General features: G+C 45.8%; 8 protein-coding genes. 1 reads left to right on the top strand and 7 read right to left on the bottom strand.

The window, feature by feature from the left end; translation table 11 throughout:
* Nucleotides 1-20 precede the first annotated feature (20 nt).
* From MHM99_RS10230 to gmtY, 5 genes are read right to left on the bottom strand one after another with little or no spacing between them, the layout of a single operon-like run.
* Nucleotides 21-2,186: an AAA family ATPase gene (locus tag MHM99_RS10230; RefSeq protein ID WP_239219216.1), complete on the bottom strand. Its 2,166-nt coding sequence runs from the start codon at nucleotides 2,184-2,186 to the stop codon at nucleotides 21-23.
* Nucleotides 2,183-2,620, bottom strand: a complete 438-nt coding sequence (locus MHM99_RS10225) for a VPA1267 family protein (protein ID WP_193286096.1) — start codon at nucleotides 2,618-2,620, stop codon at nucleotides 2,183-2,185. Before MHM99_RS10225 ends, MHM99_RS10230 begins: the two co-directional genes overlap by 4 nt.
* Nucleotides 2,620-3,297, bottom strand: coding sequence for a gamma-mobile-trio protein GmtX (gene gmtX, locus MHM99_RS10220; RefSeq protein ID WP_239219214.1), 678 nt, complete (start codon nucleotides 3,295-3,297; stop codon nucleotides 2,620-2,622). Before gmtX ends, MHM99_RS10225 begins: the two co-directional genes overlap by 1 nt.
* Nucleotides 3,297-5,984: an integrase family protein gene (locus tag MHM99_RS10215; protein ID WP_239219212.1), complete on the bottom strand. Its 2,688-nt coding sequence runs from the start codon at nucleotides 5,982-5,984 to the stop codon at nucleotides 3,297-3,299. Before MHM99_RS10215 ends, gmtX begins: the two co-directional genes overlap by 1 nt.
* The gene (gene gmtY, locus MHM99_RS10210; protein WP_239219210.1) at nucleotides 5,984-7,441 is read right to left on the bottom strand and encodes a gamma-mobile-trio recombinase GmtY; all 1,458 of its coding nucleotides are present in this window, start codon (nucleotides 7,439-7,441) and stop codon (nucleotides 5,984-5,986) included. The genes MHM99_RS10215 and gmtY overlap by 1 nt, the downstream gene beginning before the upstream one ends.
* Nucleotides 7,442-7,879: 438 nt before the next feature.
* On the opposite strand from gmtY, the gene MHM99_RS10205 reads away from it, so the two are divergent.
* Nucleotides 7,880-8,224, top strand: coding sequence for a DUF3718 domain-containing protein (locus MHM99_RS10205; RefSeq protein ID WP_014949750.1), 345 nt, complete (start codon nucleotides 7,880-7,882; stop codon nucleotides 8,222-8,224).
* Nucleotides 8,225-8,349: 125 nt separating this feature from the next.
* Here MHM99_RS10205 and MHM99_RS10200 read toward each other — a convergent pair whose 3' ends face one another.
* Together MHM99_RS10200 and MHM99_RS10195 are read right to left on the bottom strand one after the other, a co-directional pair.
* A complete protein-coding gene (locus MHM99_RS10200) occupies nucleotides 8,350-11,529 on the bottom strand; it encodes an efflux RND transporter permease subunit (protein WP_168463299.1) in 3,180 nt (1,059 codons plus the stop codon).
* A complete protein-coding gene (locus tag MHM99_RS10195; RefSeq protein ID WP_239219208.1) occupies nucleotides 11,526-14,909 on the bottom strand; it encodes an efflux RND transporter permease subunit in 3,384 nt (1,127 codons plus the stop codon). Before MHM99_RS10195 ends, MHM99_RS10200 begins: the two co-directional genes overlap by 4 nt.
* Nucleotides 14,910-14,920: the final 11 nt, after the last annotated feature.

Genomic DNA, 14,920 nt, shown 5'->3' with positions numbered 1-14,920 from the left:
CATAAACGAGTTTGAAATTGCTAACTCAACAGTTCCTTTAGGTAGCTATTCCGCTTATGAGAGTGACTAGGTGCCTCGGTGATCTGCTTCATATCATCACGACTACCAACGATATGGATTTCACTTTCCGCTCTCGTAATTGCCGTATAGAGCCATGCTCTATCTACTATTCTTCCGTTTTGCAGAGCGATGATGATGCGTGGAAACTGTGACCCTTGAGCTTTATGTAGGGTGATTGCGTAACCCAACTCCATGCAGTCGAGAACGGATTGTGTTATCTCGACCTTTTCACCTGTATCTAGCGTCACTTCACCGTAACTATCACCAGAAGGTTTGACGTTGGTTAGCATACCAAGTGAGCCGTTCTGAATGCCTTTGTCGTAATGATTCTGGGTAAATAACACCGCATCATTCATGCGAAGGGGTAAAAAGAACTTATCACCATTGATTTCGAACTCAAGGCTAGTGCTACCTGGGTTAACGGCTTGTTGGGTGAGTTTATTGATTTCTGATACGAGTGCCTTGGTTGGAGCCATGACGCGACTGTTTTCAGGACACTGTTGGTAAAGTTCACAACATACTTTGGCAATGTCTGTTTTACTGGTTTCGTGAAAATGTATTGCTCCCGTACTTAATCGATCAGGCACCACACCTTGATTGATGAGCTTTGAGTATTCGGGGATACCCGTTGAACCTTCCTGTCTCTTGACGATATCTAACATCGTATTAGCCACCGTTTTTGCTTCAACGATGTCTGCCAACACCTTGCCGCAGCCGATGGGTGGAAGTTGGTCGGGGTCGCCAGTGAATATCAATCGTACAGAGGGGTGAATGTGATTCACGAGACGATACATGGTTGGCAAGTCAATCATGCTTGCCTCATCAATCACCAGTAGGTGATTTGTTTTCTCTACACTGGGTTCTATGGGGTCTTCACGCAGCAATTTGGCAATGGTTGAGGTAACAAAACCGATGGACTCATGAAGTCTCATTGCAGCACGACCGCTGAGGGCAACGGCGTGTATTTCAAATCCAAGTTGATGGTAAGCCCTGAGAGCCGTTCTGAGTACCGTTGTTTTGCCTGTTCCTGCACCGCCCGTAATACAGCTTACCGAATTATCCAGACACGTTGTGACGGCTTCGGTTTGTTTAGGTGTTAATTCGTAGGGAAGCTCCGCAACCGCAGAGCAATACGCAGCATTGGCGTTTTCATCAAACAAGTCATTTCGCTTAATCAGTGTTTTTAAGCGCTTGGCAACGACACTTTCCATCAGAAGTTGCGCCGTTGGATGGTAGGCTCCTGTATCGGGATTTAAAATGTACTGAGCTTTATCATGACCTGATTGGAACGCCTGAGTGACCAGTGTTTTGTCTTTCAATAGTTTGTTGAGGTAAGGGCGCACATTGGCATGAGTGGTATAGGTGTGACCTTTTTCAATCTCCTTGCGAATCGCCATTTCCAGAGCAGCGCTGAGCCTTCTTGGGTCATCCTTCGCAACATCGCTCTTAAAATCCGTTACTTTGATAATATCTTCAATGGTACTGAACGAAAGACCAAAGCCCATCAAAGCATAAGGATTATCCTTAATTACCTCTATGGCGGCTTCACCGTGATGCTTGAGCAGCCGTTGCTGCACACTGGCGGGGATGCTGTACTCACTCATCCAGTTGCAATGTGCCAGATTTTTATATTTGGCGTACCCTTTAAAGAGTGCTTCCACTGAATCTTCACTCAGAATCGATGTCAGACGCTTTCTGGACTCTGGGGTGTCATTTCTCAGTGTGGCATGGAAGTCTTTACCCAAGAGCTGCCAGAGCGCCCTAGCTTTGCTTTCGCCAATACCCTTGAAGTCACTTTCTCTGGCGATAAAGCGTATCAGTTGCTCACCCGTTTCGGGCAAAGTGCATTTAACATGCTTGGGTGATTCATAGGTGTGCTGCTGCATCACATAATCGCCTACCTCCATATTTTCTATCTGGCGAGCGCCTTTGACAGACCAATGCTGACCCAGCGTTGGAAGCACAGGGATGCTATCGGGGTCGGCTTTGATGGTGACGTAATACTTGCCACTATTGGTTTTGTAAGAGTCTTTCACCAGCGGCACACCGCTGAATATCACCATCTTTGTCGAGCGATAAGGGATACTGGTGACACGCATTTGGTCTTCATACAAAGCGGTATTCATCGTGGCATCAACCCCATTTCGGACAAGGTTTCAGATAGCTCACCGAAGCACTCAAGTCGCTTTTCTAGCTCCCTGACCTTAGCTTTCAATTCAATGTTCTCAGCCTCTAATGATGATACTCGCTTTGAATCGAGAAGCTTTCGATTTGCAGTGTTATCGTAGGCTTGAGGTTTGCCCTCGCTCTTCTTGGCAGCGTCGGTCAACGGTGGCAGGACACCTTTACCGCGCAGCTCATCTTCTAAGGCTTTGAGTGCTTTCTTGAGGGCGGGATTTTGGTTTAAAGCCGACTTACCGCAACCCACACCTTTAGCAACCTCTATGCGGTTAAGCTGACCTCTGAACACGATTTGTTTAAAGTCATCGTCCGTCTGTGTGGCTTTCCAGACCTCAAATGCCTCAAGGTTTTGTTGCGCTTTCTGCTGCCCACTTGCCATCAGTCATCTACCTCACCCAATAGCTTGCGAAGCCCTGTGACAAAGCCTCTTGGGAATACTTCGCTGTTGTATTCCAAGTCTTTTACCTGACCCGCTTGGGTGTATTGCCAGTTGTTTGCCTCCATGCATTCATCTGAAATGGCATACGCTAAGGCTTTTTTCTCTGATTCGGTGAGTACGCCTGATAGGGATGGCAGCACTTCCACGCTTGGTTCTGCGGTGGTATCAAACTGGTGTACTGGGCGCTTGTCGATGGTAATATTGGCGTGTTGCTTGAGCAAATTAACCTCTTTACGGTAACGGTTACGCTCGGCAATGATTTGACCAAACAAGGCGCGTACCGCTGGGTCTGGGATGCGCTCTAACAGTTTATTATCCGCAGGGATGGATTTAGACCTAGAGGTGTTGGATAACGGTTTTTTGATACTGGTATTGCATTTTGCCGCCCATGCTTCGATGAGTGTTCGGTAGTGCTTATTACGAGTAGCACGCAAAGCCTCATACGCCAATCCGCCATTTTCGGCAGAAACTCGCCCAATTTGCGTAATGGAGAAATCGCGCTGACCTGATTCCACATAGGCTTTCAGCGTATCGTTGAGCTTATCGAGGTTTTGCTGCGTGCGAGGTACTTTGCCATCTTTTAAGTCCGCCAGAATGACATCAATATCGAGTTCCATTAGTCCTCCAATAAGTTCGGTAGTGTGATGCCATCTAGGTGAATGGCTTTATCAGTCAGTGCATGAATACCCTGAGAGAACAGCTTGTTATCGTTCAGGTATTCACCCGCCTCGATGTAGTTAGCCACCTTGCGGTAGCCTTCAAGTTTGTCGTCAGGGTCGGCGATTTTTGCCATTTGGCGTAGCATCGCATTGGCAGCAATGAGCTGTTGTTTGTCGTCCATTTCCATGAAAATCGGCTCAAAGCCTTTTTTCATCAGCACACGGCTGAGCTTGCGTGAACGCTTTTCTATGGCAGGAGTTTTACGCAGCTCGTCCTGCAAATCAGGGTAGAATTCAGCGTCATCACAAAGCAGGGATAGATGCAGCAACTCTGAGTCGGTTTCGATAAACTTCAAGGCATGGCTGACATCTTGCTCAGAGCCAACCGCAATCAGCTTATCTTTGCTGTCATCTTTATTTCTTGTTTCTTCAACGCGAATGATTTTATTGATAAGCTCAAAACACGCAATCCAGTCTTTTGTATATTCATCGGCTTCGACTTGCTGTTTTTCATAGCGGCGCTGCAAGGCTTGCAGTTCATCGTGTTTGATAAACGGCTTTCCTTGCTCTTCACAAAAGAACTGCTCGTCTTTGAGGTTTTCCAGTTCACCCTCGATTTCCACAGAGAGGTTAGCGGCCTGATACGCTTTGTAACTCAGTTGATTGAAGTGGGCATTGAGTGGCTTAAGATAATAAGCTTCGGTAATAAACCAGCGGCAGCGGATACAGTTTTCAGGGCCATGTGGCACACTGGCATAAACGCGATTTGCAGCGGCTTTTGCATCTTTAGTCAACTCACCACCGTTCCAGCACCCGCCAAGGGTACTGACTTCATCCGATTTCACGGTGTTACCACCTACCAAACACAAGCCACACGAGCGTTCTTCCCAACCTATCGGATTACGATTAACCAGTGCCGCCTGAATGCTGTCATCGCGGTGATACACCATCTTGCACTGAATTTGTTCCATTGAGGCATCCTTAAGGAAGTTGCGCACTGTTTGTTTGGATTTGGCATCCAATTCACCATGCGCTTCATCCATTTTCTCTGCCATCACAGACGGGGTTATTTTGTTGTAATAAACGGTCATCAGCAGGCGTGTATGCCCAGCTAAGAGCTTAGAAATCACGGGAAGTGGCAATTGCGTGTCCATCGTATACGCCGTGATGAGTGAGACTCGCAAACTGTGTAAAGGAAAGAGTGTGGCAACCTTATTCCGTTCTGGCGTACCCTCTGGGTAGTCCACAACCAGTTTTAAACGTTCTCCGTTATCCAAGGTATTGCCTTGCTCTGCGAGGTGATTTTCTAGCGTCAATAGGAGTCGATACCATAAAAATGTATGAGATATATCTTGGACTGGCTTGTATTTATCTTCTCCTTTGGCTGCTGCATCACGAAACAGAAAGGTAATTTCCCCCATACTTTCTTGCTGTTTATTCGATTTTTTAAAACCAAAGTGCTTTTTGAGCAGGGTGGTGCAATCGGTGGGCTTTGCAATCGGATTGTATTTTTCTTGCCAATTACGCAGTTTTTCTAGCCAATATAGCACTTCCTCGTTTTGCCAAGGGATGATGTAACCACGCTCTAGCTCGTTTTTGTTCTGGTCAGCGGTCTTGTTGGTGTTTATATACAAGCCTGTAGAATACAGTCCTGTCATGGTGTCGTGAATGCGGCGGAAGATACCTTTACCGAACGGGCGTTTTTCACTACCAAGTGCAAAATCATGCTTGGTATTCACTACCCATTGACCTTGGTCATAACGCCATGTATCCGCTTCACCACTGTCGAGCATCCGTACCTGATAGGTACGTAGAGGCAGATGGAGCTTCATGAAAATAACCATCGCTTTGACGGGCGACCAAAGTTGGTGAACGGTTATTTTCTTGTTCCCTTCACCTTTAATATAGCGAGTCACTTCTTTGCTGCGCCACACGCAATCAGGGTCGGATTTATCAATCAGCTCAGGCTCCACTTCAAACCAATCACCATTACTGCGACCTACATTTGTTTGACCTGTCTGCTGCTGCGCCCATGTCCAGTGCTTGAAGTGGCGATAGTGATAGGCAGGCAGCAGGGTTTCACCCTCTTTAAGATTTTGCTCAATGACGGCCAGTTCAACTTTGTCAGGCAGTGGACAAAGGATTTGGCGCAAGTCCTGAATGTAGCGATACGGCAAAGGGTTACGCACAGTTTCGGTAGCGGAGTTTTGTCTTTTGATTTTGTTGATCGGATTTTGAAACAGCGGCACTAGATTGCCATTGTCATCTTCTTCCGAGAATATTTTTTCAATAACAAAATCGATGAAATTACATGGATAATTCACGCCCTTTTGGAGCGTAGCAGGGTCGTTTAGTGTAGTTTCAAGCAGTGCTGTCAACTCCTCACCAGAGCATTGATGCCCTTGGTAGCCCTTAAAAAACAAATCTATATTGCCAATGGCATAGGGTGCATATTCAGCAACATAGGACTCAAAGAAGGTGCTTAACGCCTTCCGCTTGTGCTGAACGCCAGATTTTTGTGTCGCCATCCACTCTGCTGCCAGTTCCTGCCATTGCTGCCATTCCGCACCGTACGTGGTAATCATCCAAGAGAAGGTTAAATCCGATGAACGTCCGTCATGTTTTTTGCCTTTAACTCGCGTCATTATTTACCTCTCAATTTGGGATGTTTACCAGTGAAATAACCCTGCGGGTCGATGTCATCAAAACCATATTCTGCGAGTGTTTTCCAATCCAATGCTTTGACTTTGGAGTTAGGGTTTGCCAGTTGCAGTGTGGCTTGGGTCAGTTCATCAGAGATTTCCTGCTGACCTTTGCCTGTGTAGGGGATTTGTGAATCTAAGGACTTATGGTGCATACAGCCTCGAATCACCAACGGGTTCAATCCAGAGCGTTCTAATCGTCTACCGTAATTATGACGATGCCCGTGAGGGTCTTTACCTTCAGCCTTGCTTGGTTCTAAATCTATGCGCCTCAAGCCGTTGGCGTAGTTATCATGGAAAGCGTTGATGGTGTAAGGGTTGCCTAACGCGCTGTGATGAAACGAAATAAACGCATAAGGATGGTGACAGTCGATGCTGACGCGGTACTTTTGATAGTTTTTCCAAAGTGACATAAACACTTTGCCATAGTCGGTGGGAAACCACTGAACCTGTATGTAGTTGTCTTTATGGTCAGCCACACGGTTCTTCCAACCAAGATGCGCGGTGCCTTTCATACGCTGGCGAGGGATACGCGCATACTTTTCTTTTAAGTACGTCTCTCTATTTTGATTTTTAGAACGAACTTCAGGGTCATTTGGCGCTTTGCCATCGACTTCATTGTAAATTCGAACGATTGCACTATCTGGGTTATAGGGGTCTTCAAACACATCTGTCACCCAAAGTGTTAAAGCTTCACTTTCGCGTAACCCACCACCGTGCATGAGCAGGAGTATTAATTTGTCCCTGAGTGCCACGCGTGGATCGCTCGCTCCACCGATGCCATTCATATAAAAATCTTCCCAATGCTTTTCAGGAAAGGCGATAGCATCATCTTCGGTTTTGGTGAGTGGTGTGCGCCCCTTAATAGTTCGTGCCTTACGGATGGTTTTATTGACGGCCTTTTCTTCAATATGACCAAGGAAGTCATTTTGGTTTTTTCGATACCATGCGGCGTAGTTCAATCGCTGCTCATGAGGGGTGGCATCACGCAAGGGGTTCATTGACACAGTGCTTTGCTTGTCTGCCAACCAGTCGGTAAATGCCGTCAGTCGGTGAATATGCTTATTCACGTTACTGGTTGAGCTTGGCACCCAATATAAACCAGAGGGGTCAAGTCCATCCTCACCAATCGTTCCTGTATACAACCGCTTAGAAAAGGTCTGGAAGAGCAACTTCGGATCGTCAAACAACCCTCTATTGGCTTCCATGTAATCCAACAATAAGGACACCGCTTGAAGAAATCCATTTATGACGGAGTTACTCTTACCGTCCGCCTCTAGCTTGAGTAGGTAATCTGTGACCGTACTTAACTCTCCTTGCTCAGTTAGCAAGATAGGCAGTTGGCTTTTAATACCTGTATTGTCTTCGACAATCGTCGCTCTGACTTTTACTGATGACAAACCAACCTTCCGTGTACACATTAAACATACAATACACTATAGTCCTACATGACTCCTCGGTCAATAAAAAGGCAGATTTCTCTACCTTAATACACAATATACACCTTTTAAGTTACTATATATAACAAAAGGGGCCTTTTTATACTTAAGTCTTATATTTCTTTCTTCCTACAAGTTCCATCGCTAGATATATTAGTAATATGTAATCTAAATTAATCTCGATAAAACAGTGATTTAGCCTAGTAACAATGGTGTAACAAACTGATTTACCACACATTTACCCCCATTACACAATCATTCAACAGAAAAGTTTTAATTCTTGATGCATAAATAAAGGGCGTTGAGCGAATTGTTGATTGTTCAGCTTTGTTCAACCAAAAACTAAGAGTTTGCCACAAACTTGATTAAAGCCTTTATCTACACATTGAGGAATTAAACATGAAACCAGTTAAATCGAAACTAGCCAACGCGGTAAAAGTGCTAGCTGTAACTGCAACCGCAGCATTTAGCGTTAACGCAACTGCCGCAGCACCGCAAAAAGACATACGCTTTGTAGGCGAAACCCAATTTGCAGGGTTTTGTAAAGCTGTGATAAATGATGATGTTAGAGTACTTCGCTCTAGTCTTTCACGTAACGTAGGTCGCATTGGTGCTAGTCAGCGTGAAGTGTTGCGTATGGTAACGTCTGAAGAAGGGTTGACGTGCAATGGCAGTAGCCTAATTGAGTTTTCAGTTGAGCGTCACGCTGATGCCGTACATGAATATCTGACATCGCGAAGCTAAGGCGTGGTAGCGGTTACAATAAATCCAGAAAAAGCGGGCTAGCTTGCACTCATCGTCAATCACGTTGACGTAAATGGTGAAAACTAGACCCGCTTTTTGTCTTACTTTTTGCTTTAAAACGCGCCTTAATTAGCGATTTTAATGTACGTGGCTACACGCGCTTTACTGGTTTTAAACAAACGTTGCGTTTTAAACCTAAGCTTTAGTAGCAACACGTAAGCAAGTGGTACTAAGAACAAGCTGGTTAGCGTTGAGAATACTAGCCCACCAATGATTGCAATGGCCATTGGTGAGTAGGGAGGACCGTCGCCACCAATTCGAGTACTCCCCATCGCAAGTGGAATAAGCCCTAGAACTGTAGTGGCTACTGTCATCAGAATAGGCCTGATACGTGTCATACATCCTTCAATCACTGCGTCATACAGCGACAAGCCTTCATTAATTAGCTGATTAATTCTGTCTACCAATACGATGCCATTGTTAACCACAATACCCATCAGAATCAGCATGCCAATCATCCCCATGATAGACATAGATGTGCCTGTAACCATGAATGCCCAAAAAACACCTGTAAAGGAAAACAGTAGTGACGTAATTACAGATGTTGGAAGAATTAGCGATTCAAACAGCGCGGCCATCACAACGTATATCATGCAAAGCGCTAATAGCATATTCATTTGCATTACGGCATTGGCTTCATCCTGGCGAGAGAAGCTGCCGTCTAGCGTCCACTTATAGCCTGTCGGCAATTCGATATTAGCTAATGCTTTTTCTATGCGTTCACGAGCTTGTTCGGTGGTGGTTTCACCCTCTAGATTTGCACCAATAGCTAGCGCTGTTTGACGATAGTTGCGGTTAATTTGCGAAAGCTGTGGCACCACAGTGAAATCTGCAATCATGTTCAGCGTTACCGATTGACCCTGCGTAAACCCAATATTGATGTTCTTAAGTTCGCTTAGCGAGGCTTGAATATCGCTGCCAAACTTAAGCTGCACCGCCACTTCTCCGGCGTCACCATAGCGGAATGTACGTAAATTACTGCCGCGTAGTGCCGTAGAGATAAGTTTAGCCACATCGTTTACTTGTATGCCAAAGCGGTTTGCTTTCTCTCTGTCTATGCGTATTTGAACCTCATCACGGGTAGATCCCGTGTCGGCTTTTACATCTTCCAGCCCTTCTATAGTGGAAAGAATAGGGATGATCTGCTCTGAAATATTTAGCAAGGTTTCTGAAGACTCGCCCAACAGCGTTACTCTCACGCCACCACCGTTGCCGCTATCCCACTGGAAAGAGGGGCGAGCACGCACGAATGAAGGCATGTTTTCACGAATATCCTCCTTAATTTTACCCACACTTACGGGCAACTGGTCATTAAGCGTGATACCGCTTACTGCATGGCCGGCAGTAAAATAGGTATACACCTGCTTAATATGAAAGCGTTCTTGGTTTTCATAAAGATATGCTTCCATTTTATTTACGGTTTTTTCCACTTCATCCAAGGTGAAGTTTTGTGTCACATGGTAATTAAGCCAAATGCGCTCTTGGTTGTCGTTACCCTCATCGTCAGACGTTACCACCTGCATAGGCACAAAGGTCGATGCCAGGATAAATAACGCGATAACGCAAGTTACACCCTGGTGTTTCAACATCCAGTTAAGCGCACGACCATAGCCTTTTATGTAGGACGGTGTTTGAGGCGTTTTTACAACAGGGATCTTTACCTTAGTTGTCAGTAAGGGAATCAGTGTTTTAGCAATGAAAAGCGACGCGAACAGAGATATACAGATAGCCACAGCAACGTGCTCTAGGAAAATAGTCACGTCTATTTTTACCCCAATAATATTAGGTAAAAACACTATTGCCGTGGTTGCAGTTCCGGCAATGACTGCAAGACTGACTTTGTTTACACCAATCTGGGTGGCTCGCTTAATGTTCCCCTCTTGTTGGCGTTCTTGAAATACGCTTTCAGTGATCACAACGGCGTTGTCTACCAGCATACCTACCGCTAGCATGAGGCCCATTAACGATAAGATGTTGAGTGTATAACCTAATAGATACATCACACCTAAGGTAATACAAATCGAGAATGGCACTGAAAGCACCACGATTAAGGTGGTGGTAAGCTGGCGCAAGAATAAGTACAACACTATAATTGAAAGCAACGCACCTAAAAGGCCAGCGTTTAGCAAATCGCTCAGCGACGAAGTTACGCTTTTCGCGGTGTCGTCCATTACAAATAAACTAATGCCTGTAAACTCAGGGTCTTCTTTGGCTTTTTCGATAACCTTCATTACCGCGTCGGAAACTTCTACAAGATTGCTGCCCGATTCGCGAAATACGTTAAAGCCTACCGCAAAGGTGCGATCTAAATGACGTCCTTCATTGCGTTGAGGAAGCTCGTAAGTCACGCTGGCAATATCAGACAAGCGAACGCTGCGGGTAACCCACATATTTTTAAAGTCGTTTACATCGGTAAATTCGCCAGTTGGGTTAACCAGAATTTTTTCACCGTTATTGTACATATAGCCCGCGGTTAGCGAGAAGTTGGCGTTTTGAAGCTGCTGCTCTAAGCGTGTACCGTCTATTTGGTAGGCCGCCATTTTCTTAGGATCTAAGCGAATAGTAATTTGACGCTTCATGGTGCCGTATAGCTCAACTTTCGATACACCCGGAACGCGCTCTAGCGGACGCTTAAGGTTACGCTCAAGCAAGTCGTAGGCATTTGATAAGTCGCGGTCGCTCGATACACGCAGCTGGAATATAGGCATATCGTTGGTGTTAAATTTATACACCATGATCCGCTCTATATCGTCAGGGAGTTCGTGGCGAATAGCGTCAATCTTCTCCCGCGCTTCAATACTTTTGGCTTTAAGGTTTTCATCCCAGTCGAACTCTACAATGACCTCAGCCATATTGTCGTACGACCGCGCCCTTAAGCGCTTTATCCCCGACATGGTAGCAACAGCTTCTTCAACCGGACGGGTTATCATCGTTTCAATCTCTACAGGCGTTGCATCAGGGTAGGGGATCTGCACTACCATTTCTGGAATATCAATCCCAGGGAATTTCTCTAAAGGCAATAAGCGGCCAGATACAATGCCGAACAGCAACATAGACAAAAACAGCATTCCGATGGTAACGGGCTTATTTAACGCAAAGCGTGCAAGCGAGGCGCCTATACCTGCAATTTTTGAAAGGTGCGGCTGTGAAGCTATATCTGTCTCGCGTTGATTCGGTTCACCTATTTGGCGCTTTTCAGTATGGGTTTCAGAACTGTTATTAGCGTTGTGAGAAGGTGTACTCATAGTACACCTCCTTTCGACATCGCTCCTTCGTCACTAAAGCCCGCATTAGTGTTAACAGACGTTTTCTGCGCAACGTTTTTCTTCACGTCGAACAGGCTGTAAAGCACTGGCAGTAAAATGAGGGTGAGCAAGCTTGCAAACAGAAGGCCGTAAATAACAGTGATGGCCATTGGCGTGCGAATTTCAGCACCTTCACCAAAACCAAACGCCATAGGCAATAAACCTAGTACCGTAGTAAGTGTGGTCATCACAATAGGGCGCAGGCGGGTCTTTGCAGCATCTAGAATAGCGGTGTCTTTATCTACTCCTTGACGGCGTAACTGATTTATACGGTCAACTAATACAATAGCGTTGTTTACTACAATACCGCACAGCATAATCAAACCGATAAATACCACCACGTTTAGCGGCGTATTGGTAAGCCACAATCCATACACAGAACCCGCGCCAGCTAGCGGCACTGCGAATAAAATAAGCAGAGGGTGCAGCAGCGACTCAAACTGAGACGCCATAACCAAATACACCATAAACACGGCAAGTGCTAGGGCAAACTGTAGCGAACGGAAGCTGCTTTGCATGTCTTCACTTTGTCCAGTTACTGTTGCACTTAAAGATAGAGGAAGTTGGGTTTCATCAATGACTTTATTAGCAACGGCAACTGCTTCATCAAGCTTACCCTTGGCTAAATTTGCAGATACCAGCGCTACACGCTGCTGTCCAACGCGGGTGATTTCGCTAGGACCTACACTCATGTACACGTCTGCAACTGCACTTAATGGAATAGGTTGCGCAGAGCCTGGATTAACAACAATGGCGCGCACGCTGGCGATGTCATCTCGCTGGTTTTCTTGGGTTCTTACTAGCACATCTACCTTTCTGTCTTCAACACTATACTGTGTAGCGACACGGCCACCTACTTTGGCCGCAATAAGCTGAGAAACGGTTGATGCATCAAGCTCAAGGCGAGCAAGTTTGGCGTGATGGAAGGCTATTTTAAGCTCTGGGTTTCCGTCACGAATGCTGGTCGTTACGTCTGCAAAATTATTAAAACTGGCTAGCTTGGTAGCAATGGCGTCGCCATACTGCTGTAATTGATTGAGGTCGTAACCCGCAATTTCAATTTGAATAGGCGATGCAAAGCTATATAGCTCAGGCTCTGAAAACGTTGCCTGAACCTGAGGTTTAAAGGCTAGATGATCGCGAAGGGCACGCTTTACCGCGTCCATATCGGAAGCTGTCGCCGTAGGCTGCATGACAATGTTTAAGCGGCCCCAATGATCGCCACCCTGATTAGGCGCAGCGCTTATAAGGCTTCCCGTACCAGACATGGCATAGGTGCGAAGCACCTTGGTTTCGCCGCCATCATTGTTAATTACTGCAACCGCAGCAAGCTCGCTGATAATAGCGTCGGTACGCGCTAGTGGCGAGCCCGCAGGGAGGGTCACTTCTACCGAAAATTCTCCTTGTGACAGGGTAGGAATAAGTTCCATACCTAGTTTTGGTACAAGCATTATCGCGCCAGCAGCAAGAATAAAGGCAGTAGCTAACACCAGCGCTTTGGCTTTAAGACTTACGCGCAGCAGTTTTTCATAAGCAGAAGCGAGAAGGTCAAACGCTTTATTAAATACCCAAATAAGTGGTTTAAAGGCAACGCTTAATAATTTGCTGACGATATGCCAAGCGCCAATCACCAAGGTGACCAAAGCTGCAGGTAAAAATACAAAGATAAGTCTGAATACCCAACGGATTGGTAGGGTAAGGTAATACATAACTTTGCCAAACGTTGACGTAGGAGGAGTAGGCGCTGGTGTAGTGAACACCTCTTCGTGATCGAGCTGTTGCTTTTTCTTCTTGTGTGCCATCGCAGGAATTAGTGTAAGCGCGACAACAAGCGATGCAGCTAAAGCGAACGACACGGTCAACGCTTGGTCTTTAAACAGCTGACCTGCAATACCTTCTACAAATATTAGCGGCACAAACACGGCCATAGTGGTCAGTGTCGAAGCCACAATTGCGCCAGAGACTTCTTTTGTTCCTTCGCTAGCGGCAGATGCCTCAGTGTCTGTGGCTTCTGCCGTCGTTTTTTCATTAGCTGTAGCGTTATCGCTTCCAGCCACTTTTAATTTTTTATGGCGATCGATATTTTCAAGCACAACAATGCTGTTATCTACTAATAATCCAACAGCAAGCGCGATACCACCTAAGCTCATCATGTTTAAGCTTATATCGTTGGCATACATTAGATTAAAGGTAGCAATTACTGATACCGGAATAGAAACCGAGATAATAACGGTAGCCCAGAAGTCTTTAAGAAAAAGATACAGCACTAACATGGCTAAAATACCGCCCATCACTGCCGCTGATTTTACGTTATCTATAGCTTGCTTAATGAACACGCTTTGGTCATAAATTTCGCTAAGCGTGTAGTTTGAAGGCAAGTTGTTGTTGACCTCATTTAACCGGCTAGCCACTTTTTGCGCAACGTTAACGGCATTAGCATCGCCTTCTTTATAAATGGCAATTTCAATGCCTTCATTGCCGTTAAAGCGCGTTACCACATCACGATCTTTATAAGCACTCTCAACCGTTGCCACGTCTTTAAGTTGAATGTTTCTGCCTTCAAAACGCCCAATGAAAAGGTTTTCGATATCGCTCAGTGTTTCAAACTGATTCAGGGTTCTGACCAAAAACGCCTGGGCTGCGTTATCAATTCGACCGCCCGCCGCGTTGATGTTTTCGGCACTGACCCGGTCAATAATTCGGGTAATGGGAATAGACAGCTGACTGGCTTTCTGCTGGTCGATAAGAATGTGTATCTCGTTTTCTAAACCACCGCCAACGCGCACGGCTGCCACACCCTCTACTGACTCTAGCGCTCGTTTTACTTGCTGTTCGGCATATAAACGTAATCGCTTCATTTGCGCTACGCTTAAACTTGACGTATCGCTTTGTGCCGTCAGCCCCAGTTTAATTACCGGGTCTAGACTTGGGTTAAAACGAAGGAGTCTTGGCTTTTCTATATCAAGGGGAAGTTGTAAAACATCGAGTTTTTCGCGCACTTCTAAGCTCGCGAAATCCATGTCAGTACCCCATGCAAATGAAAGCACTACGTCAGACTGGCCTGCGCGCGATGTGGACGTAACTTTACGTACGCCTTTTACTACGCCAATGGCTTCTTCAATGGGTTTTGAAACCAGTTGCTCGACTTCGCCTGGCGCTGCACCGTCGTAGTCAGTACGAATGGTGAGAGTAGGGTAAGATAAGTCAGGCAGTAGGTTAACCGACAGTCTGCCTAACGACACCATACCAAATAGCAATACCGCAAAAGTGAACATACTAACGGCAACAGGGCGCTTTACAGCAATATCTACAATACGCATTGTGTGAGTTC

The sequence above is a fragment of the Alteromonas sp. MmMcT2-2 genome (assembly GCF_022348305.1).
Taxonomy (GTDB): Bacteria; Pseudomonadota; Gammaproteobacteria; order Enterobacterales; family Alteromonadaceae; genus Alteromonas; species Alteromonas macleodii.
The sequence above is the reverse complement of the archived record's forward strand: the minus strand, read 5'-3'. Positions and strand labels throughout refer to the sequence as shown.